This is a genomic window from Pseudomonas sp. 18173 (assembly GCF_050432945.1).
GTDB lineage: Bacteria > Pseudomonadota > Gammaproteobacteria > Pseudomonadales > Pseudomonadaceae > Aquipseudomonas.
Window position 1 is genome coordinate 73,960 of sequence record NZ_JBKFTN010000022.1, and the last position, 22,873, is coordinate 96,832.

Genomic DNA, 22,873 nt, shown 5'->3' on the forward strand with positions numbered 1-22,873 from the left:
CCGCGAAGAGGCCGGTCCAGACAGTACAAATTGCGGATCAGATTCCAGGCGTCCACGTCACCCCGAACAGCCACGCCCGACCTTCCTCGCGATACCCGAACTGGCTACCCTGGAAGCTGTACAGCGCCCGGCTGTAACCCTTGTCCAGCAGGTTGTCGAGCTTCAGCTCCAGTCTGATTTCCCGATTGAGCTCCCAACTGCTGCGCAGGCCCAACAAGGCATAGCCGCCGAGCGGCTGTTGATTGTTCAGGTCGTCATAGCTGCTGCTGACCGCTTGCCAACTGGCGCCGAGGCCCAGGCGATCGAACTGCCGGTCCAGATCCCAGCTCAAAGTGCGCCGCGCGCGACGGGCCAGGGTGTGGCCTGTGTCGCGGTCACGCGGGTCGATGATCGCCACGCCGAGATTGCTCTGCCAGTCGAACAGTTCCTGCTTCAGCGCGGCTTCGAAGCCGTTGATTCGCGCCGAGGCCACGTTCTTGGGGCGCAAGTTGCTGTCGAAGATGATCGCGTCTTCAAGGTCGGTGCGATACAGCGACGTCTCCAGGCGACTGCTCTCGGTCAATTGGCTGCGCCACTGCAGTTCATAGCTTTTCGAGGTTTCAGGCTTCAGGTCCGGGTTGCTGAAACCGGGGTAGTACAGATCGTTGAACGTCGGCGCGCGGAAGCCTTCGCTGTAGGTCAGCAGCATTTCGTTGTCCGGGTTCAGCGGCAGGGTGAAGGTGCCGCTCCAGGTATTCTGGCTGCCGAACTGCTGGTTATCGTCGTGACGCAGGCCCAGCTCCGTGGAGAAACTGTCCGCCTGAAAACGATGCTGGATAAATGCGGCGCGGTTCCAGCGGCTGTCTTCGTCGTACGCGGTGGTGCTGTTGATCCGGTCTTCATACCAGTCGCCGCCGAGCATCAGGCTGTTGCGCTCGTTGAGCGCCAGGTCGTTCTGCCAGGTCACCGAGTCGCGATAGGTGTTGAACACTGTGCGTTCATCGCTGAGCTTGTCGAGGGTCTTCTCGCGGTTTTCACTGTGGCCGACATCTACGCGGGTTTTCCAGAGGTCGTTGATTCGTGCATCGACATAGCTGCTGACGCTGCTCACATCGAACTCGCTGTAGGGCTGCTGCTGGACCGACTCGAACGTATTCATGTCGAAGCGCCCGAACGGGTTGTCGAACTCGCTCTTGCCACGGTTATCCAGCACGTTGGCGCCGATCTCGACGTCATCGCTGAGCGCGTGGCTCAAGCTCAGGCTCAGCGACTTGTTGCGATATTCGTCATGGTCGCCATCGCTGGGGAACGACTCGTGGGTGCGATTGATCCCGGCGGTTTCGTCGAGGCTGGCGCCGAGGTTGAAGCGGGTTCGCTGATCACCGCCGGACAAGCCCAGGCTGCGCTCCCAAGTCTGGTTGCTGCCAATTCCCATGTGCAGTCGAGGTTGCAGGCCCTGTTCGCCACCACGGCGGGTGAAGATCTGGATTACCCCGCCAATCGCATCGCTGCCATAAATCACCGAGCGCGAGCCGCGCAGCACTTCCACGCGCTCGACCTGCTCGATGTTGATGTGTTGCAGGTTGCTGTCGCCGGAGGTCGAACTGCCGATGCGCTGACCGTCCACCAACACCAGGCTCTGGGCCGATTGGGTACCGCGGATATAGACCCCAGGCAGACTGCCGCGCCCGCCGGTCTGCGAAACCTGCACGCCAGGCACCCTGCGCAGCAGATCCGTGACGCTATCGGGCTGCAGGCGATCGATGTCCTCGCGGGTGAATACGGTGTTGGCGGCGCTGCTGTCATTGCGTGCTTCGACCTGGCGGTTGGCGCTGATCAGCACGTCGGGCAGCTTCAGGGCCTGGTCGCGTTCGAAGGTGTCGGCGAGTGCGTCGACGGTGGGCAGCAGGAACAGGGGCAGGGCGAGGCGGGAAAACTTCATTGGTAGTCCGATGGTGCTTTGAGGCAAAGGCCATTTTGAGGGGCCCACAAAACACTGTGGGAGCGGGCTTGCCCGCGAAGGCATCGGCACAGCCAACATTGATGTTGGATATACCGGCCTCTTCGCGGGCAAGCCCGCTCCCACAGGGAGAGTGTGTTTAGCGGTTCAGCAGTTGCAGGCGCTCGCGGATCGAAGCCTCGATTCCGGCCTCGTCCAGCCCACACTCGGCCAGCATTTGCGCAGGCTTGGCGTGTTCGACGTAAATGTCCGGCAAGCCCAGGTGCAGCATCGACTTGAGGATGTTTTCACGGGCGAGGAATTCGCTGACCGCGCCACCGGCGCCGCCCATGATCGCGTTTTCCTCGACCGTGACCAGTAGCTCATGACTGCCGGCGATTTCGCGAACCAGCGCTTCATCCAGCGGTTTGACGAAACGCATGTCGACCACGGTCGCGTCCAGCGTCTCGGCGACTTTCAGGGCTTCGGCCAGTTGCACGCCGAACACCAGCAGGGCGACTTTGCTGCCCTGGCGGCGGACTACGCCCTTGCCGATCTCGATCGGCTCGAGGTCTTTCTCGATGGTCGCGTTCGGGCCATTGCCGCGTGGATAACGCACAGCCGCCGGGCCTTCATAGAGGTGTCCGGTGGTGAGCATTTTGCGCAGTTCGTTTTCATCGCTCGGGGTCATCACCAGCATGCCGGGGATGCAGCGCAGGTACGAAAGATCGAAACTGCCGGCGTGGGTCGGACCGTCTTCGCCCACCAGGCCTGCGCGATCGATGGCGAACAGTACGTCGAGGTTCTGCACGGCGACGTCATGCACCAGCTGGTCGTAGCCGCGCTGCAGGAACGTCGAATAAATCGCCACCACGGGCTTGGCGCCTTCGCAGGCCATGCCGGCCGCGAGGGTGACGGCGTGCTGCTCGGCAATGGCCACGTCGAAGTAACGCAGCGGGAAGCGTTCGCTGAACGCGACCAGGTCCGAGCCTTCCTTCATCGCCGGGGTAATCCCGACCAGACGCGGATCGGCTGCCGCCATGTCGCACAACCATTCGCCGAACACACCGGAGTATTTCGGCCCGCTGGCCTTTTTCGGCGCGGCGGCCGGGGCGTCCAGCGGTTCAAGTTTGGTGATGGCGTGGTAACCGATCGGGTCGACTTCCGCCGGGGCGAAACCCTTGCCTTTCTTGGTGACGATGTGCAGGAACTGCGGGCCTTTCAGATCGCGCATGTTGCGCAGGGTGGCGATCAGGGTCGGCAGGTCGTGGCCATCGATCGGGCCGATGTAGTTCCAGCCCAGCTCTTCGAACAGGGTGCCGGGAACCAGCATGCCCTTGGCATATTCTTCGGTGCGGCGAGCGATTTCCCAGGCACCGGGCAGGCGCGACAGCACTTTCTTGCTGCCTTCGCGCATGCTCGCGTAGGTGCGGCTGGAAAGGATCTTCGCCAGATAGTTCGACAAGCCACCGACGTTGCGCGAGATCGACATGTCATTGTCGTTGAGGATCACCAGCATGTTGGCGTCCACTTCCGGCGCATGGTTCAGCGCCTCGAACGCCATGCCCGCGGTCAACGCACCGTCGCCGATCACCGCGATGGCCTTGCGATCACTGTTTTGCAGGCGGGCGGCAATTGCCATGCCCAGCGCGGCACTGATCGAGGTGCTGGAGTGGCCGACGCCAAAGGTGTCGTACTCGCTCTCGGAGCGACGCGGGAACGCCGCGACGCCGTCCTTCTGGCGCAGGGTGCCCATGCGCTGGCGACGACCGGTGAGGATCTTGTGCGGATAAGCCTGGTGACCCACGTCCCACACCAGCCGGTCGTCCGGGGTGTCGAAGACGTAATGCAACGCGATGGTCAGCTCGATGACGCCCAGGCCTGCACCGAAATGCCCGCCGGTCTGGCCGACCGTGTAGAGCAATTCCAGGCGCAACTCATCGGCCAGGGTTTCCAGCTCGGCTTCGCCTAACCGGCGCAGGCCGTCCGGCGTGTTCGCGCGGTCGAGCAGGGGCGTGGTCGGGCGCTTGCGGGGAATCTCATGAAACGTCGTGGGCATCAGGCGAATCGTTATAGGTATAAAAGATGCGGCAGTTTACCTGATGCATCGTCCCCTGCCCACGCGTTGGTTTTTTTTGGCGGATTCGCCGTCAACTGCGGCGATCGACGATATATCTGGCCAGATCACGCAACGGCTCGGCCGCCGCGTCAAACGGTCGCAGCGCGTGCAAGGCCTGGTCGCGCAGCTCCAGGGCATAGGCCTTGGCGGCGTCGAGGCCGAGCAGGGCCGGGTAGGTCGGTTTGTCCCGGGCAATGTCGGCGCCCTGGCGTTTGCCGAGGGTTTCGGTATCGCTTTCGACGTCGAGGATGTCGTCCTGCACCTGGAATGCCAGGCCGATAGCCTGTGCATAAGCCTGCAGGGACTTGAGTTCGTCTTTCTCGGCACGGCCGCTGGCCAGGGCGCCGAGTTTGACGCTGACTTCGATCAAGGCGCCGGTCTTGTGCCGGTGCATGTACTCAAGGGCTTTCTGATCAAGCTTCAGACCGACCGAGCCGAGGTCGATGGCCTGACCGCCGACCATGCCCGCCGGGCCTGCCGCCAGTGCCAGGGCGCTGACCATTTGCAGGCGGATTTCGGCATCCGACGCGCTCAGGCCTGGGTCGAGCAGGGCGCTGAAGGCCAGGCTCTGCAAGCCGTCGCCGGCGAGGATCGCGCAGGCTTCATCGAATTTCTTGTGAGTGGTTGGCTGGCCGCGGCGCAGATCGTCATCGTCCATCGCCGGCAAATCGTCATGCACCAGCGAATAAGCGTGGATCAATTCCACTGCACAGGCCGCACCGTTGGCTTGCTCGGCCTTGCCGCCCAACGCTTCACAGGCGGCGTAAGCCAGCAGTGGGCGCACGCGTTTGCCGCCATTCATCACGCTGTAGCGCATGGCTTCGTACAGCCGCGCCAGCTCGGGGCCGGGTGCGGTGAACAGGGTTTCCAGCGCTGCATTGACGCGGGCCTGGCTGGTGGCCGAGTAGGCTGCAATCATTCTGGCTGGTCCGCGTCGAAGGGTTCCTCGGCCAACTCGCCATCACGCTCGAGCAGCACCTGAACCTTTTGTTCGGCCTGGGCCAGCGCCGCCTGGCAATCGCGGGTCAGGCCAATGCCTTGCTCGAAAGCGGCCAGCGAGTCCTCCAGCGACAATTCGCCATTCTCCAGACGCTCCACCAGCGTTTGCAGGTCGGCGAGGGACTGTTCGAAATCCAGTGCAGCTTTTTTGCGGGCCATGGCGGCGATTTCCGGTTGACGTTAAACCGGCGCGACACTAGCAGATAGGGGGTTTATGGGCAAATGAGCAGGGGATTGGGTGCTACCTATTCCTGTAGGAGCGAGCTTGCTCGCGATGGTCGTCAACAATGACGCGTACTGTCTGATTTGAAGCGGTGTCCTTGCGTTCATCGCGAGCAAGCTCGCTCCTACAGGGTAGACGATGCTTTTCGGCTCACCGTCCACCGCGTGTCGTGAATCCATCCGCACTTCGAGACACGTCCGATTGTTAAAGAACACCCGAATGGCTAAGCTTCGAACCCTATACGACCCGGCAATCACGGGTCTTTCAGACGAAACGCAGTCTCCACATCTGTAATGCGCCCAGGATCAGGCGCAAGGTTTCGTCATGCATGGCAGGAGGCGTCACATGCGTTTTTTTCTTTTGCTGCTGATCGGCCTGGCTGTCGCGCCGGTGATTCTGGCCGCGCCGGATGCCGAGTTATCGGAACCGGTGGGCGGCTGGCGTTTCAACGGTCTGCTGGACCGTAGCGAAAGCCCGCAAGTCGCCTATCCCACGCCGCCGATCGACCGGGGCGTGCAGCGCAATCGCACGATGATCGAAGGTCGACTCAAGGCCATCGGCACTCAACGCGGGCCGCACACGTTGGCGGTCAACGGCAATCCACTGAATCTCTATACCGACGAGCAAGGGCGTTTTGCCCGGCCCTATGCGTTCGGTGCCGGTTCCAATAGCGTTGAAGTGCGCAGCGCCGAAGGCCAGTCCCTCAAGCGTGTCCAGTTCTACGAAGCCAACAACCTGCGCACGCCGGCAAAGATTCGCGTGGTGCTGGGTTGGGACGATCCGAAGGCCGAACTCGACCTGCACATCGTCACGCCCGATGGCCAGCATGCCTTCTGGGCGCACCCGGCCTTGACCAATGGCGGTGGCCTCGACCCTGACGGCGTCGATGGCCCGGGTCCGGAAATGTTCACCATGACCGCACCGCTGCGTGGCACCTATCTGGTTTACGTGAACTATTGGGGCAACTTCGGCAGCGGCGGCTATAACTTCGATGAGACCAGCAACCAGAACGAGGTGATCACCTCGCAGATCAATCTGGTGCTCAACGAAAACACCGTCGATGAAAAGCGCGAGACGTTCATCGTGCCCCTGCGCGCAATCGGCGACCTGCTGCTGGTCAAGACTTTCAACTACTAAGCATCCCCGCTCCACGGATGAACATCGGGTTTTGTGAACATGAGTGATAGCACTGTTACCCCAGCCGCTGGCGCCCCCGCGGCCAAATCTTCTGTGCATTGGCCGACGCTGCTGATCGGGTTATGCCTGGTCGTTGTCGTGGCCGGTGGGGTCGGGTGGTTCATGCACAAGCCCAAGGCCCCGGCGCCTGCGTTGGCCAGCGACAAGCTCGGGATGAGCCGCCCCGATGGCCTGCTGGAAACCCATTCCTTGAGCCAGTTGCCCAAGGACCTGCTGGCAGTCCCGTTCCTCAAGGAAACCCTGACCGAAGACTTCGTCTTCTATTACGAAACCCACGCCGATCGCCTGGGGTTGATCGGCAGCCTGCGGCGGATCATCTACGAACACGACCTGAAACTGCAGGACACCTTGATCGAGCAGCTGTTCGATCAGCCTGCCGACGTAGCGTTGTGGCGCGGGGCGGATGGGCGGCTCAAGGATTTCCTGCTGGTGATGGACCGTGGCGGGCTGGCCAAGGTCCTGGAGCCGCTGGCCAAAGTGGCGCTGGACGACTCGCAGCTGAGCAAAGTCGCTGACGTGAAAGTCGGTACCGACGACGTGGCGCTCTATCAGCTCAACTACAACGCGAGCAAGGCACTGCTGTTCGCGTCCCATGGCGACAAACTGGTGGTGCTGTCCAACCCGGTGAAACTCTACGATCCGCAAAGCGGTGCAACGGAGGAACCGGGCAGCGTGTCGACCATGGCGATTGCTGCGCTGCTCAATGGCGAAAAACTGTTTCCCGAAGCCTTCGGCCTGCCGCCTCGTGAGCCGCAAGTGAAACAGCGCTTGTCGGTGAATGCCAGCGTGTTGGCCATGGGTTACCAGCGTTTCATCCCGAACTTCGCCGGCCTGCGCTTCGACATGGACGACAAGGGCTGGCACAGCTACCTGGCCATGGATGAACTGGAGAATCAGCCGGACTTCGATTTCAAACCGATCTGGCAAGCCATGCCCATGGGGGCCAGCGCTTGCGTGGCGTTGCCGCTGGCGGCCGAACAACAGAAGCCGTTGCTGGTAAAACTCGGTGCCGAGGAGAAGGTAGCCCAGGCGCTGACAGAGCACATGGCCGGCGCGGCGGGCCTGTGCTGGTATGCCGATTCACGGTTGTACACGCCTTTGCTGGTGGCCAGCCTCAAGGATGACGACAGTGGCAAACTCGATGGGGATTTGGGCAACCTGTTCGGTTCGATGGTCGGTGCCTACGAGAACAACGTCGAAAGCGGTGCCTTCCCGGTGCTGGAAAAACAGGCAGGCCAGAGCCGCCAGTGGCAACGCCAGGTCAGCTCCAGTTTCGGTCCCTATGCGGCCAAAGAGGCCGAAAACCCCGACGCCATCACCGGCAAGGCGTTCATGAAAGTCAGCCTGGCGCGCCACGGTTCAATGTTGCTGTTTTCCCTCGACGACAAGCTGGTAGACAAGGCCCTCGGCACCCTCGACAAACGCTTCCCGCCGATGGCCGACGTGGTGCCCAAAGACCTGCTGATGCCGGTCTATTTCGGCCCGGATTCCATGGCGCAACTGATGCAACAGGAAACCCTCGACAGCCTGCCCCAGGACATGGAGCCGGTGTTCTACAACGCCGCGCAAACTTACCTGATCCCAAAACTGCGCAAGCTCGGAGGTTACGGCAAATACGCCCTGACCTTGCCCGAAGGCAGCGAGCCCGACGGCCACTGGCAGTGGCTGCCGCTGGAGTGGAAAGCCCTGTGACAGCATTGATCCGCAGTCTCGGCCTGCTGGCGTTATTGCTGAGCGCGGGCGCCAGAGCCGTCGAGACCCCAGCGCTCGACCCGCAGCAATCCCAGGTATTTCGCGCCTGGTTCGTGCGCATTGCCCAGGAGCAACTGAGCCAGGGCCCGAGCCCGCGCTGGTATCAGCAGGATTGCGCCGGGCTGGTGCGCTTCGCGGCTAACGAAGCACTGAAAGTCCATGACGACAAATGGCTGCGCAGCAATGGCCTGTCCAATCGTTACCTGCCGCCGGAGCTGCAGTTGAGTGATGCCCAGCGCGGTCTCGCCCAGCAATGGCAGCAGGGCGGCGGCAAGGTCGGGCCGTACGTCAATGCGATCAAATTGATCCAGTTCAACAGCCATCTGGTCAGCCGCGATGTGGCCCAGGCTCGCCCTGGCGACCTGATGTTTTTCGATCAGGGCGATGACCAGCACCTGATGATCTGGATGGGCCGCTACATCGCCTATCACACCGGCACCACCACTCCCACCGACAACGGCATGCGTTCGGCAAGCCTGCAGCAACTCATGACATGGAAGGACACCCGATGGATACCCGACGCAGCCAACCCCAACTTCATCGGCGTCTATCGACTGAATTTTCTCTCCCAATGACCGGTGCCCGCATGCTGCGCTTCCTGTCTCTGATGTTGGTATTGGTGCTGCCGTTATCGGCGGTAAACGCCGAAGACTCGGTGCCGTCCAGCGGCTATGCGCCGGTGGCCGGCGAGAGTTTTTTCCTGCTGGCCGACAGCAGTTTTGCCAGCGATGAACAGGCGATGGTGCGCCTCGAAGCGCCGGGCCGCGACTATCGCCGGTTTCGCATGGAACCCTACGGCGGTGCCGACATTCGCGTGTACCGCATCGACAAACCGCTGGATTTCCTCAAGCGCCAGAAGAACCTGCATCGGGTGGTCAGCGATGGCCAGTTCAAGGGTGAAGGCCTGTCCAACACCCTCGCTTACCTGTGGGACAACTGGTATCGCAAATCCCGTCGAGTGATGCAGCGGGCGTTTTCCTACGAGTCGCGTAAACAAGTCACCGAGCAAGTGCCGGAACTGAAGATGGGCAATGCGATGGCCGCGCCAACGCCCTACGATGCACAACCGCAATTCGCGCTGATACCGGGTTTGCCGGTGGTCAGCCAGTTCCGTTATCCGTTGTGGCAGGCCAAGCCGATCCAGCCACCTGCCGGGGTGAACCTGGCCGGTTCTTCCAGTGAGTTCGTCAGTGTCGCGCCGGGCAATGTGTACATCCCGCTGGGCAATCTGAAACCGGGTCTTTACCTGGTGGAAGCGCTGATCGGCAAGTACCGCGCGACGACCATGGTGTTCGTCTCCAACACCGTGGCAGTGAGCAAGATTGCCGGTGACGAATTGCTGGTGTGGGCTGCGCGCAAACACGAAGGGAGCTCGGCGGCGAAGGTCAATGTGTTGTGGACCGATGGCCTGGGCGTAATGAGCAGCGGCGCAACGGATAGCGATGGCTTGCTGCGCCTGAAACATGTCAGCCCCGAGCGTTCGTTCGTGATCGGCGAAGACGAAGAGGGCGGGGTGTTCGTCTCCGAGAACTTTTACTACGACAGCGAAATCTACGACACCAAGCTCTATGCCTTCACCGACCGGCCGCTGTATCGGCCGGGGGATTGGGTATCGCTGAAAATCGTCGGACGTGAATTCAAGAACGCGCGGGACTCGGTGCAGCCAACCGCTGCCGACGTCAACGTGACCGTGCTCGATGCGACCGGCACGGCGCTGCAATCCCTTGATTTGAAACTCGATTCGAAGGCCGGCACCCAGGGCCGTTTCCAGTTGCCGGACAACGCGGTGGCGGGCGGTTACGAGATCCGTTTCAACTACAGGGGTCAGGCCTACAGCAGCGCCTTCCGCGTCGCTGAATACATCAAGCCGCACTTCGAGATTTCGCTCAACCTGGCCAAGCAGGATTACCGCACCGGCGAACCGGTGACAGGCAATCTGGTACTGCTGTATCCGGACGGCAAACCGGTGGCGAACGCCAAACTGAGCCTGAGCCTGCGCGCCCAACAGCTGTCGATGGTCGACAACGAACTGCAATACCTCGGGCAATTTCCTGTGGAGCTGACCAGTACCGAACTGACCACCGACGCCAAGGGAAACGCGTCCCTCGATTTGCCGGCCGCCGACAAACCAAGTCGCTACATGCTCACGGTGTTTGCCAGCGACGGCGCGGCGTATCGGGTCAAGACCACCAAGGAAATCCTCATCGATCGTGGTGCGGCCAATTTCCGCTTGAGTGCGCCCCGGCGTTTCAGCGCGGTGGGTGACAAGGTCGCCTTCAGCTATACCCGCGAAGGCGAACAGGTCGACGCCGTTGCGCCCGGCAGTTACGGCTGGGTACGCCTGGAGGACCAGAGCGCCGGCGAAGGCAAGCTTGCAGCAACCGACAAAGGTTTCACCCTGGCCTTTGACCGGCCAGGCACCTACAACCTGACGCTCAAGGATGACCACGGTCGTGTGGTCGGTGCCACCGGGCATTCGGTCACCGGCGAAGGTGTGAAGGCCGTACCCGGCACGGTGGAAATCGTCCTCGACAAACCCGAGTACCAGGCCGGCGATGAAGCGCTGGCGTTGATCACTTTCCCGGAACCGGTCAGCGATGCCTTGCTGTCGCTGGAGCGCGACAAGGTCGAGGCGACCGCGCTGCTGTCCAAAGGCGGCGACTGGCTGAAGATGGAGAAACTCAGCGATACCCAATACCGCGCGCGCATCCCGGTGAAGGACGCTTTCGCACCGAACCTGACCTTCTCTGTGCTGTACACCAAGGGCGGCCAGTACAGTTTCCAGAACGCCGGCATCAAGGTCATCACGCCACAGATCGACGTGGCCATCGCCACGGATAAGGAAACCTATCAACCGGGTGAAACCGTCTCGGTGGACCTGACCACCCGGTTCGCCGGCAAGCCGATGCCCGCGCACCTGACGGTCAGCGTGGTCGACGAAATGGTCTACGCCCTGCAACCTGAAGTCGCGCCGAGCATCGACCAGTTCTTCTATCACCCACGGCGTAACAACGTGCGCACCAGCGCCAGCCTGTCGTTCATCAGTTATGACGTCGCCTTGCCGGGCAGCCCCGGTGCGCCGGGCAAAGCCAATCGCAGTGAACGCGGCGTGAAGGTGCTGGAGCGGCCGCGTCGCGAAGACGTCGACACGGCGGCGTGGCAGCCTGAATTGCTGACCGATGCCAACGGCAAGACCCGCTTCACCTTCAAGATGCCCGACTCCCTGACCCGCTGGCGCATCACTGCCAGGGCCATCGCCGATGACGGCCAGGTCGGGCAGAAGAAGCAATTCGTCCGTTCGGAAAAACCGCTGTACCTGAAGTGGAGCGGGCCGAGCCGATTCCGCGCCGGCGACAAACCGGACCTCGGCGTATTTGCGTTCAGCCAGGCCGAGAAACCGGTCAAGGCCGAACTGGTGACTCATTACGCCGGCAACGAGCAGCGCGTGCCTGTCACCTTGAACAGCGGCATCAACTACATCCCGTTGCCGGCCTTTGAACTGGCGAATGGCGAGTGGCGCGCCGAGCTGGTGCAGGACGGCAAAACCGCGGATGCCCTGGCGGTGCGCCTGACCGCGAACGGTGAGGGCTGGCAGGTGACGCAATCGCAGAGTCTCGAAGTGGGCGGCGGAGATACGCCGTTGACATTGCCAGCAGACGCCAGTGATCTTCGCCTGCGACTGGATGACAGCCCGCAAGCGTTGTTCCGTTCTGCCCTCGACGACCTGTTGAGCTACCCCTACGGTGGCGTCGAGCAGACGGCCAGTCGCCTGTTGCCGTTGAGCATCGCCTACCCGACGCTGGCGACAAATCCGCAGATCCGCGATCGCTTGCGCCTGATCATGCAAAACAGTCGCCTGCGCCTGGTACAAATGGCCGGCCCTTCGGCATGCTTCACCTGGTGGGGCATGGACGGCGAGCCGGATGCATTCCTCACCGCCTACGCCTATTACGCCGACTGGCACGCCAGCCAGGTACTGGAACTGAGCCTGCCGCCGGAGCATTGGCAGCGGGTGCTGGAGGTCTACGCCAAACAGGCGAACAACACGCCGCCGTTGCAGCGGGCGCTGATCCTGTCGTTTGCCCGGCAGATGCAGTTGCCGGTCAACACCTTGCTCAGCGGCTTGATGGACGATCTGGCAAAAGCGGGCGAGGGCACTGCCGCGAACCTGATGGAGGACGGCGAAGACAGCCTCGTCATGAGCGATCCGGATTCGGCGCTGGGCCTGGCCGCAGCACGCGTCTTGACCGCCTCGCTGGCCAAGCAGTCGAAGGTCGCTTTGCCGGATGTGTTCAATCGGCAACTGGCCGACGCGCAGCAGCGTCTGGCGGTCAGTTCGCAGCCGTTTGCCGAAGCGCTGAACCTGTCGCTGCAACCCTTCGATCAGGCTCACGTTCAGGCATTGCTGCAGCGATTGCTGCCTCAGCAATCCACACTGGAACGAGCGTTGGCGTTGACCTGGTTGCAACACAGCATCGAGCAGGCCGCACCGGCCGTTGCCTTGAAGCCGGGCGAGGGCTGGAAGCCGGAACAGGGGACTACCGGCGAGGCCTATTGGGTGTGGCAAGGCGCGCAGTTGCCGAACGTGTTGGCGCTGACCGGCGCGCAAGAGCGTCCGTTGCGTGCTGCATTGAGCTACCGCACCCAGCAGCCGGCGGTCGACCCGATGGCCGTGACCATCACCCGTCGCCTGTCGCGACTGGTGCCGGGGGATGAAGCCTTCACCTTCAAGCTCGAAGCGGTCGGCAACGCGCCGCTGTCCAGCGACAACCTCTATCTCGATGAAGTGATCATCACCAGCAAAGCCGCCAGACCGCTGCGCTACGGCCTGTTGGAAGTGCCGTTGCCACCGGGCGCGGATGTCGAACGCACGACCTGGGGCATCAAGCTCATGGGCAAGGCCGGCACCGAGCCGACAGCGCTGGAGAAGGCGCGATTCGAACCGGGGCAAATGGCTTATGCCATTCCGGTCGACGCCTTGAGTGGCGAATTGCGTCTGCGGCATCTGGTGCGTTTCTCGCAGAAGGGGCAGTTCAACTTGCCGCCGGTGCGATACACCCAGGTGTATGCGCCGCAGCATCAGGCGATGGAACAAAAGCCAGCCCTGGGCCAGGTCACGGTTCACTGACGTGCACAGGCTGCTGATGGGGTGTCTGCTGTGTTTGCTCCCTGCGCTGGCGACAGCGCAGGACGAACCGCTGCGCCTGGCTTTCAAGGGTGATTTGTTGTCGTTGAATCGAACCCAGGTGATCAGCCGCGAGCCGCTGCCGCTGACGTTGCAGACGCCGCTGGGCAGCGTGTGGAAGTTGTTCGTCTACGCCTGGCTGGTCGATAGCGGTGCGCATGAGCCGGCTTATGAATGTCGCGGTCAGTCGAAGGAAGAGGTTTATTGCTGCACGGCTGGTAACAGGATTGAGCGCGATCAGGCGCTGGTGAAGTCATGCGGCTTGTATTTCGAACCCGCGCGGTTGGGCATCAGCGAAGCCGACTGGCAAACCTATTGGCAGGCGCGGCAAGCGCCATCTTGGTTGCTGGATTTGCCTTCGTTGCAACCGGCTACCCGGGTTTCGGTGGCGGAGCTGTTGAAGGTGCTCTCGGTACTGCCGGCACAGGAACAAGCCCGGCGTGTGTTGCTCGATGTGGTGCTCAACGCCGCCGATGGCCATGTCGTCGGCGAACTCGGCAGCCGCCTGCGAGTGAAGACCTGGAGCTGGTTGGCGGATCAGGATGCAACATCGCGCCAGGGCGGGTTTGCCGGTTGGACAGTGGATGGCACAGCGGTCTGGTCCGGAGGACGCGGCACCAGTCAGCGGGTACTGCGGGATTACGCGCAGGCATTGTCTACGGCGATGCCTGTTGCATGGCCTGCGGATGCAGGGAAATGCGTAGAGGTCGACCTGTTCTCCCGCTACCCGCTTCGGCGCGTGCTGTCGGAGGGTACCGCGGTGATTTCCGGAGCGTTGCAGGGTGACTACCGCGTTGAATTCGCCAACGGCAATGCGCTCGATATCCACAGCGACGGTGAACTGTTTCTGCTGAACGACAAGCTCGTGGCTCGTCTGGATCGCGAAGAATATGTCGCCCGAGTTCTCCAGCGCGAAGCCAGTGCCGAACCGGTCGAAGCGGCCAAAGCCCTGGCCGTGGCCATCCGCACCTACCTGCTGCAAAACGCCACGCGCCGTGGTGACTGCCTGAGCATCGACGACAGCAGCAACCGCCAGCGGGTCGCGCCGCGTCCGGCGGCGTCCGGGTCTCGCGACATCGCCGCGTGGACCAGCGACCTGGTCCTGGCCGGCAGCGCCGTCATCTACCATTCCGATCAACCCGGCCCGGACAAACTGTCCTGGCAGCAAGCCGTCGCACAGGCCCAGGCCGGTCAGCGCTACGACGCCATCCTGATGCACGCCTACCCACGCGCCAGTCTCAGCCGCTGGGACAACCCGGTCGCGTCCTGCGAAGAATTGCCCGCCGCACAGGAATGGCTGCAGAAACAACGGCGTGGCTGGCGCTCAACGCTTGAAAGCGAAACGGGCTACAACGAAGTCAGCACCTTCGCAGTCTGCCGCCTGGCCTTCGGTCGCCCCTATGTCGACCGCGAACGTCAGCGTATCTACGTGCGTGGCGTGCTGACGCTGCAAGACCGCCTCGACCTGACCCACGAATACCTGCACCTGGCCTTCGAAGCACACCCCAACGGCCAGGATGAAACCTACATCGAAGGGCTCGCCCGCCACCTCTTGCTGGAATAGGCCATGAAACTCCGTTATCCACAGGTCTTGCTGTTGCTCTGTACGCTGGTGGCATTGTCATCGGTGATGGCGGCTGACAGCGTCAAACTCGACACCCCCACCGGCGGTTGGCGTACCGGCACCCCCGAGGGCGAAGGGGAAAGCTTCCGGCAGGCCGTCAACTACCCGGCCTCGTCGGTGAACACCCCGGCAGGCCAAGCCAATACCGCTCGCATCAGTGGGCAGATCAAGGCCACAGCCAAATCGACAGAGCCCGGCCGACTGATCGTCAACGGGGTGAGCATGCCACTGAAAATCGACCCGGCCGGCCGTTTCGACCGCCCGTTTTCATTCCCCAACGGCAGCAACAGCGTCGAGGTTCGCAGCCCTGATGGCCAACAACGTCACCGCACACAATTGCTCAACAGCAGCGGTGGCGCGACCCCGGCCAAGCTGCGCGTATTGCTGTCCTGGGACAGCGACAACACCGATCTCGACCTGCACCTCATCACCCCCGACGGCGCGCACATCTGGTACGGCGAGCGCATCGCCCCCAATGGCGCCGCGCTCGACGTCGACGTCACCACCGGCTACGGCCCGGAAATCTTCGCCATGCCCGCACCGATCAAGGGGCAGTATCTGGTGTATGTGAACTACTTTGGTGGCGGGTACAGCAGTGATGAGGAGGGGCAGGAAGATGCGGTGCAGCCGCTGACCACGGCGCAGGTGACGGTGATTACCGAAGAGGGGACGCCGAGCGAGAAGATGGAGACGTTCCTGGTGCCGATGCGTGCGGTGGGGGAGTTGACGTTGGTGATGGGATTTAGTTATCCGTGAGGGGGAAGTGATGGCAGTGCTGACACTATTGGTTCTGCATTTGTCTCAGCGCTGCTGAGACAAACGCAGGTTCGGGGCAGTTAACTTTTTTTCAGGCATTAAAAAGCCGGCTTGTGGCCGGCTTCTAAGATAATTCGTAAAGATCCAGTAAATGCCGAATGACCTGTATTCCGTTGGGTTTGACGCCTATCATTCATCCTGTAACGTCCCCTAATGTCCTTTAAAGTTCGCTATAAGGTGGGGGTCAAAGTGGGGGTCAGTTTCTTGGAGGGAGAATGGGAAAGCTGACGAATGTAGAAATTCACGCCATCGCGAAGGCGGGGGTTCCAGGCAAAAAAAATGACGGCGACGGTCTTTACCTTCAGATCAGCAAGGGGGGCGTGGCTAGTTGGCTGTTCCGCTACAAGATCGACGGTAAGAGTCGTGAAATGGGGCTAGGCCCGCTCAAGGACATCACACTGGCGAAAGCTCGCGCTGCTGCAGCTAAACAGCGCGAGGTGCTGGTTGCTGGGGGTGATCCTATTGCTGCCCGTGACGCTGGGCAGGATGCAAAGCGCGAAGCAGAACGCAAGGCGAAGGCAGGGCGCATTACATTTCAGATGTTGGCTGAGGACTACCAGAAAGCCCATGGCGCCAGCTGGTCGGACAAGTGGCGTAAGGGTTGGATACGCAAGCTGGAGCTATACGCGTTCCCGGTGCTGGGCAGCATGTCTGCCGCCGATATCAGGACCGAACACGTGCAGCGGGTGCTGCAGCCGATATGGCACGACAAGACCCGCACCGCCGACGAAGTGCGTGGCCAGATTGAAAGCATCCTTGACGGTGCCAAGGCCCTTGGCCTACGTGAAGGTGACAACCCGGCGCGGTGGCGTGGCCACCTTGACAACCTGTTGTCGAAGGTCGAGAAGCGCAAGGCCCGCCAGCGCCAGCACTTTGCCGCCATGCCATGGCGTGAGGTGCCGGGGCTGATGCAGAAGCTGGCCGAACATGGTAGCCCGGTCGCCGTTGCCGCCCGCTTGATGATCTTCACCGGGGCACGAGCGCAAATGGTGCGTTTCGCTGCGTGGGATGAGTTCGACCTTGAAGTGGGCGTCTGGCTGCTGCCGGCAGAGCGAATGAAAATGCGCAAGGCGTTTGCGATCCCGCTGGCTGCTGAGGTGATGGCGATGCTGCAGGCGCTGCAGCGTGTCGAGGGCAATCCGTACCTGTTCCCGGGCCAGCGGTTGAGTGCAGGTCGGCAGGCCCCCGTCATGTTTGCGAACGCCGTCCGCAAGCTGCTGCATGACATAGGTCATGACGACATCACCCGCCACGGGTTCAGGTCGAGTTTTCGCGACTGGGCCAACGAGCAGACAAACTATTCTCGCGAGGTGTGCGAATTATCGCTGGCGCACGATGAGCGCGACCAGACAGAGGCGGCTTACTCTCGCTCGGATTTCTTGGAGAAGCGCCGGGCGCTGATGGCGGAATGGGCCGCCTATTGCACGCGGACTCCCGCCGTTAACGTAGTCCCGCTGATGCGAGGGGCGAAAGCATGAAATTGAATGCACCAATTACCCCCGAGGATCATGCCCGAGCCGATGCCGAGCATCAGCATCGGGTAGAGGAACAAAAGCGGCTCATCGGCAAGATTGTGGAGTTGATCGAGCGCGGCGAACCTCTCGACCGTCTGCAGCGTGGATTTATCTGCGGATTCATCAAAGAGGCGGTTCCGTTGGTAATGAAACCGAAGCGCCGTCGATCAGCTGGCCACCCCAGCTCAATTCCTGACGAAGCTCGAATTCTTTTCGCCGCCCTGGTTATTCACAAAGGTTTGAGCGAGCGGGCCGCAATGCAAAAGATTGCCGAGAAGTACGGCGTCAGTCGGGCCGCCGTTCAGCGAAAAATGGGTAGGGCTGGCACACCTGAAGAACGGGTGTTGGCGCTGGCTGAAATGGAGGTGGTGTACTTACTGGTAACGTAATATTGGGGGTACGTTTCTAGACGATACGCCAGATGCTTCTTAGGCTCATTACTGTAGTTTACTCACCGAGGAGCCACGGTAATGAGCAAATCCCGCCGCATACTGCGCCTGCCCGAAGTCATGTATCTGACAGGCTACAAACGCACGGCCATTTACGATCTTATGGAACGTGGCGAATTCCCCCAGTGTTGCCACCTTGGCCTTCGTGCCATCGGCTGGGATTCCGCCGAGATTGACGATTGGATCGACGCCAGGTTGAACGCCCGCCACAAAGAACCCTCTGCACTGAACCCCGGTTAATCCCTCCAGCTACATCCCGCCAGACTTCATGCCAAGAGCCGTTAACCGGGCTCGGTAGGGAAACTCGCGCCGAATTTCGGCCGCTACTCAAACTAAGAGGTAGTTCTCATGGCTAACAACAACGAAACCAAAGCTCCCGAAGCGGAAAATGGTTTGCTCGATCCTGAGGCGGATGATAAGGCGCCAGCGGCAGTACCTGACCCGTTCGATCCGGAGCGCTTCAGGCTGACAAACACGGCGGAAGCAGAGTTTGGGGTAGTTCAGAAGCTACGGCGGATATTGATTCGCAAACCTAGCAAGCAGGAGTTTTTTCGCTGCCATCCGACTTTGCAATTAACTGCCTCGGTGATCGAGCTCAAGGGAGAAGACAAAACCCTGCTGGTTTTGCCTGCAGTCGCTGCCAGCCTGCCTGGGGAAGTAACTAATCGCGTGTTGACACTCTGCATAAATCGACAGCAGAACGTGTTTTTGTGGTTAGTCCCCACCCCCCAAGATAAGGCGTCCGACTGGGCGATATCGGCTCGCGATATCGCTGCGATGGCTCAAAAGCAATGGGTGCGCATGATTGCGAATATGTCGGAGGGTCAATATGACGTTCTTGTCGCCGAAAAATACGATGCCGAACCGGTCTGGCCAGATATTGAGATTCGGGATGTGCTTCGGCTGGCGTTTGGGGAGGACAACATAGTCAAAGACCATCACCACCCGGCGATAGCCAAGTTGAGAGGCGGGCTATGAAACTCTCGGATTGCTATCGGGAAATATGGGCGGTTGATACGGAATATATCGCCCTGGACGGCAATGCTCCGATCCCGGTCTGCGTAGTTGCTAAGGAATTGATCTCAGGGCGCACGGCCCGACTCTGGCAAAACCAATTGGCCGAGCCATTTTATCGGCCTACCGGTGACGTGCTCGTTGTTGCGTTTATGGCTGCAGCCGAATTGGCGATCTTCCGTCAGCTCGGCTGGCCCATTCCGAGCCGCGTCCTTGATTTGTATGTGGAATTTCTGCGGCTGACCAACGGACCAGCCGCGCAGAACGCCTTATTGCGGCCATACGGTGTGGGGCTGTTGGGTGTGCTGGAGTTTTTCGGACTACCCAGCATCGATCACGCGGAAAAAACCGCTATGCGTAACTTAATAATGCGTGGTGGCCCTTGGACTGAGGTGGAGCGCCTGGCAATCCTCAACTATTGCGAAACCGATGTCGTAGCGCTCGAACGCCTGTTACCAGCCATGGAGCAAAGGATCATTGGCGACTTCGAAACGCATGGTCAGGCGTTGCTTCGGGGGCGCTATATGTCGGCGGTAGCGGGCATGGAAATTCGCGGACTTCCAGTCGATTGCGACTTGTTGCGGCGTCTGAATACCCATAGGGAAGCGATCACTGCAGGGCTCATTGATGAGCTGAATCGCCAATATGGTGTGTACGTTGGAGGGAGCTTCAATGAGGCTGCTTTTGACGAATGGGTATGCCGCAGTGGGTTGGAGTGGCCTCGCGATTCAAGCGGGAGGCTCAATCTACAAGACGATACGTTCAAGGCGATGGAGGGCGTTGCTCCGGCTTTGGTCGCGCCACTTAGGGAACTGCGTAAAACGCTTGTCCAACTTCGCGGGAAGGGCTTACAGGTCGGAATTGACGGTCGCGCTCGCACCAGTATTCGCCCGTTTGCTTCAGTTACAGGCCGCAATCAACCGAGCAACCGCGAGTTTGTATTTGGCCTGGGCAAATGGGCGCGAAGCCTTCTCAAGCCGGCCGAAGGCATGGCCATCGCTTATCTGGATTGGAAGTCTCAAGAGATCGGAGTAGCTGCGTGCCTTTCGGGTGATGAGGTGCTGTGGGCCAGTTACAACGCTCCGACTGACCCCTACCTTGATTTTGCGATCAAGGCTGGGCTTGCCCCCCCCAATGCCAACAAGAGCACCCACAAAGCCATTCGTCAGAAGGCTAAAGCCATCGTGTTAGGTGTCAATTACGGCAAAGGCGCCAAAGCCATAGCTCTCGAAACAGGTATGCATGAGATTGAGGCCACGACCTTGCTAGAACTTCACCAGAGGACATACAGAGTTTTCTGGGGGTGGGTCAAAGCCACGGTTAACGCTGGACTTATGGGCGATTCGATTCGCACCGTATTTGGCTGGAGTTGGCGCGCTGCCTGGTTGCCGCAGGTTGACGGCAAAGGTAAAGCTCTGCAGTTGAATGAGCGGGCATTGTTGAATTGGCCGATGCAGAGTAACGCCGCAGAGATGCTGCGGCTGGCGTGCTGTCTCATCGATGAGGGCGGGATCAGGTTGCTGGCGCCCGTCCATGATGCCTTGGTGATTGAGGCACCAACAGCCGAAATCGATGCTGAAGTGACCAGGGCAGTGGCGCTGATGGGGATTGCTAGTGCAGTCGTGTTGGGTGAAGGCCGTGTGCTGGGTGTAGATCAATACGTTGTGCGGTGGCCGAATCGTTTCATTGAGCCAGATAACGAGGCGGCCGAGGAAATGCGGCTGCGGATATTGTGCCTATTGAGTCGCATGGAGAGTCAGCCATGAGCGACGAATATGGCGAGCCCTACATTGACCCCGAGTTCCCCGATATGGGGCCGATTCGACGCAAGATTATCGACGTTGAAGAGTGGAGGCACAAACGAGATATCGCCTTGGGTAAGTCTGTCGGTCCACGGAAGGGCGCACCCAAAGCGAAGTGCCGGGAGCCCTTTTACATGGTGCAGACGAAAGGGTTGATCGCACTGTCAGCCGCTCTCAATTATCACGGTCCGGCAATCCTGGTGGCGCTGGAGGTAGTGCGACTGGAGATGACCCGGCGTGATGAGCAGTACGTACTGACAGAGGCTCGGGTTGCCGCTTTGGGCATTTCACCCAAGGGGCTGCGGACACTCAAGCGGCATCTGGTAGCGGCTGACGATTGGTTCCTTACCGGCTACTCGGGGCGGGGTGCCCTGACCATTGTATTGACCGAGCAAGGTAGGGAGCGGTTGTGCAGACGTTGCAAGTGATTGGGTGCCCAAAAAGGCAGGTATTGGGTGCCCCAAATGGCAGCTTAACTTGCCCATTGGGGCACCCATAAAATCGAGCAATCTGGTGGAATAGAAGTCTTTAATCCCAATCGAAATGTCTTCTTCTTTGTTTGTCTTCTTAGGGGTGTTCTTAATAACAAATAAGAGATGTGGAGTCAGAACAATTCCATTGTTGAGTTCATTGGGTCTGCATCATGAGCGATTTACTGGATCTGGCTAGACCGTTACCCGCTGATCTGCTGTGCGCCACAAATGCACAAGTTCTAAAAGCCTGGCTGCATAGTGCTAACCATTGCGCGTTGGTGGGGTTGAGTCTGGTGGAAGTTCCACGTCATGGCGTGTGTTGGGTCTTGGCGTGGCAGGTTGGTTTGCCGGTGTTAGTGATCGACGCGCATCAAGTGAGTGCCGAAACAATTGTTCGCCTGAATGATTTCCACCTTGTCGTTGCCGATGCAACTGCTGTGATGCCAGCGTGGCGTCACGCGTTTGGTTCACAGTTGCAGGTGCATATCGACTTGCGCATCTCCGAATCCTTCGTCGAATCGAACGCAGCACTTGCTGAGCTTCAGCAAGCTACGCGGTTGGGTGCGCAGCTGGCGTGCATGGGGCGTCCGTTCGGCGAACTAGCTCACGTAGCTGCCTGTCAAGTGGTTGCGGTCGTACAGTTGGGTCAGGCATATGAAACTCGCTTGACTCTGGAACCGGATACCCGAGCTATTGAGAGGTATGACCAGGCGCTCGGGCGAGCCATGCGGTCGGCGTCCCCATGGGTAGTTGATATGGCGGCCTACGCCGATTTGCCGAAGGGGGCGGCTTTACTCCGGCTGGCTGAGCATGGGCGTTTGTATCCGATCTACGACGTTGACGGTGGAAAAAATCATCGCGTATTGCTCAAGTCGCCATTGCCATCATTGTTGGTGCCAGCGGCATTGGGGGCAGGTGATGGGCGCAGCGTGATAGTCGGCGGGTATAGGGAATTGGCGCTGCGGGTGGCTGCAGAATTGGCGCAGGATTCGACGCTTGTTGGTCTGCTTGATCGAGGGGATGAGCCAAGCCAATTCATGGCCGATGCCTTCTGGGGCGACCATGTATACCGTATCGATGGCAGCGACGGCGCGGCCACGATGGCGGAGTCCCTGAAACGATTGCTGGTCGGTGGTGGTGGGAAAATGTTGGTTGAGGGTCGCATTGCTGCCACAGGCGATCAGGCCGAGGCTTTGGTGGCGCTGTTCCATAAGCTGTTTCCGGACTTGCATGCCTTGCAGAAATCCGTCGAGGCCAAGCCAGACGAAGCTGCCAAGACGGCTTATTTCAAGCGGCGGCTGATATTCGATGCCCACGATAACCACTACACCTGCGCTTTGTCGCATTGTATCCAGGGCACGGCCGGTGAAGTGTGGGGACACGCCGTGATTGCTTTGCACAACTCTCTGCCCCGTGACAACAGCGTGTGCATTCAGCACTTGGCGCATGATTTTGTAGTGCTGTCTGTGCAGTGTGGGTGCGAAGGTAAGGCACGGGCTTTGATCTTGGAGGCCCTACGGTATGGATTCCTGAAAGTGTTTCCCGGGGCTTCCATGCGTTGCCTAGTGCTAATTGGCCTTGGCGATGTCTGGTCAAAGGCTGTTGATGCATTCCGAGCAGGCCGCCCACTATGACAGGTCATCCAGCAGCGGCTTTACTGCTTCTGAGAAATTGCACTCCACTTGACCACTCATTTGCTTCGCTCTGACTAACGATTACGTCGGATTTGACCAGCATGCTCTATCACCATGACCAGCAGAGAACGGCCAAAAGGAGCCAGTCGAATGC

The 22,873-nt window shown here is 60.4% G+C and carries 17 protein-coding genes; 13 read left to right on the forward strand and 4 right to left on the reverse strand.

The window, feature by feature from the left end:
* Positions 1–37: 37 nt before the first annotated feature.
* The 4 genes from ACLD1X_RS22705 to ACLD1X_RS22720 form a co-directional block, all read right to left on the reverse strand.
* Entirely contained in the window at positions 38–1,921 is a 1,884-nt protein-coding gene (locus ACLD1X_RS22705) for a TonB-dependent receptor domain-containing protein (RefSeq protein WP_429371460.1), read from the reverse strand.
* A 157-nt stretch (positions 1,922–2,078) separates the two neighbouring features.
* The gene (gene dxs / locus ACLD1X_RS22710; protein WP_429371462.1) at positions 2,079–3,977 is read right to left on the reverse strand and encodes a 1-deoxy-D-xylulose-5-phosphate synthase; all 1,899 of its coding nucleotides are present in this window, start codon (positions 3,975–3,977) and stop codon (positions 2,079–2,081) included.
* A gap of 91 nt (positions 3,978–4,068) precedes the next feature.
* Complete coding sequence (locus ACLD1X_RS22715; RefSeq protein WP_429371464.1) at positions 4,069–4,956, reverse strand: polyprenyl synthetase family protein; 888 nt, start codon at positions 4,954–4,956, stop codon at positions 4,069–4,071.
* Positions 4,953–5,195 (reverse strand): exodeoxyribonuclease VII small subunit, encoded by a 243-nt coding sequence (locus ACLD1X_RS22720; protein WP_007970180.1) that lies wholly within the window; start codon positions 5,193–5,195, stop codon positions 4,953–4,955. Before ACLD1X_RS22720 ends, ACLD1X_RS22715 begins: the two co-directional genes overlap by 4 nt.
* Positions 5,196–5,604: 409 nt before the next feature.
* Between ACLD1X_RS22720 and ACLD1X_RS22725 the strand changes: the two genes are divergently transcribed.
* From ACLD1X_RS22725 to ACLD1X_RS22785, 13 genes are all read left to right on the forward strand, one after another.
* Entirely contained in the window at positions 5,605–6,396 is a 792-nt protein-coding gene (locus ACLD1X_RS22725; RefSeq protein WP_429371466.1) for a YfaP family protein, read from the forward strand.
* Between the two features lie 39 nt (positions 6,397–6,435).
* On the forward strand, positions 6,436–8,148 hold the full coding sequence (locus ACLD1X_RS22730) for a DUF2138 domain-containing protein (protein WP_429371468.1): 1,713 nt from the start codon (positions 6,436–6,438) through the stop codon (positions 8,146–8,148).
* A complete protein-coding gene (locus ACLD1X_RS22735) occupies positions 8,145–8,783 on the forward strand; it encodes a DUF1175 domain-containing protein (protein ID WP_057400591.1) in 639 nt (212 codons plus the stop codon). The genes ACLD1X_RS22730 and ACLD1X_RS22735 overlap by 4 nt, the downstream gene beginning before the upstream one ends.
* Positions 8,780–13,336 (forward strand): alpha-2-macroglobulin family protein, encoded by a 4,557-nt coding sequence (locus tag ACLD1X_RS22740; protein WP_429371470.1) that lies wholly within the window; start codon positions 8,780–8,782, stop codon positions 13,334–13,336. The genes ACLD1X_RS22735 and ACLD1X_RS22740 overlap by 4 nt, the downstream gene beginning before the upstream one ends.
* A gap of 16 nt (positions 13,337–13,352) precedes the next feature.
* On the forward strand, positions 13,353–14,957 hold the full coding sequence (locus ACLD1X_RS22745; protein ID WP_429371520.1) for a DUF2300 domain-containing protein: 1,605 nt from the start codon (positions 13,353–13,355) through the stop codon (positions 14,955–14,957).
* A 3-nt stretch (positions 14,958–14,960) separates the two neighbouring features.
* Positions 14,961–15,773 carry a YfaP family protein gene (locus ACLD1X_RS22750; protein ID WP_429371472.1) on the forward strand — a complete coding sequence of 271 codons (813 nt, stop codon included), beginning with the start codon at positions 14,961–14,963 and terminating at the stop codon, positions 15,771–15,773.
* A gap of 275 nt (positions 15,774–16,048) precedes the next feature.
* Complete coding sequence (locus ACLD1X_RS22755) at positions 16,049–17,311, forward strand: tyrosine-type recombinase/integrase (protein WP_429371474.1); 1,263 nt, start codon at positions 16,049–16,051, stop codon at positions 17,309–17,311.
* Positions 17,308–17,736 carry a hypothetical protein gene (locus ACLD1X_RS22760; RefSeq protein ID WP_429371476.1) on the forward strand — a complete coding sequence of 143 codons (429 nt, stop codon included), beginning with the start codon at positions 17,308–17,310 and terminating at the stop codon, positions 17,734–17,736. Before ACLD1X_RS22755 ends, ACLD1X_RS22760 begins: the two co-directional genes overlap by 4 nt.
* Before the next feature lie 81 nt (positions 17,737–17,817).
* Positions 17,818–18,036, forward strand: coding sequence for an AlpA family transcriptional regulator (locus ACLD1X_RS22765; RefSeq protein WP_429371478.1), 219 nt, complete (start codon positions 17,818–17,820; stop codon positions 18,034–18,036).
* Between the two features lie 108 nt (positions 18,037–18,144).
* Positions 18,145–18,774, forward strand: a complete 630-nt coding sequence (locus tag ACLD1X_RS22770; protein WP_429371480.1) for a hypothetical protein — start codon at positions 18,145–18,147, stop codon at positions 18,772–18,774.
* On the forward strand, positions 18,771–20,576 hold the full coding sequence (locus tag ACLD1X_RS22775) for a DNA polymerase (protein WP_429371482.1): 1,806 nt from the start codon (positions 18,771–18,773) through the stop codon (positions 20,574–20,576). Before ACLD1X_RS22770 ends, ACLD1X_RS22775 begins: the two co-directional genes overlap by 4 nt.
* Positions 20,573–21,040 carry a hypothetical protein gene (locus tag ACLD1X_RS22780; protein ID WP_429371484.1) on the forward strand — a complete coding sequence of 156 codons (468 nt, stop codon included), beginning with the start codon at positions 20,573–20,575 and terminating at the stop codon, positions 21,038–21,040. The genes ACLD1X_RS22775 and ACLD1X_RS22780 overlap by 4 nt, the downstream gene beginning before the upstream one ends.
* A 215-nt stretch (positions 21,041–21,255) precedes the next feature.
* Positions 21,256–22,719, forward strand: a complete 1,464-nt coding sequence (locus ACLD1X_RS22785) for a hypothetical protein (RefSeq protein WP_429371486.1) — start codon at positions 21,256–21,258, stop codon at positions 22,717–22,719.
* The last annotated feature ends 154 nt before the right edge of the window (positions 22,720–22,873 follow it).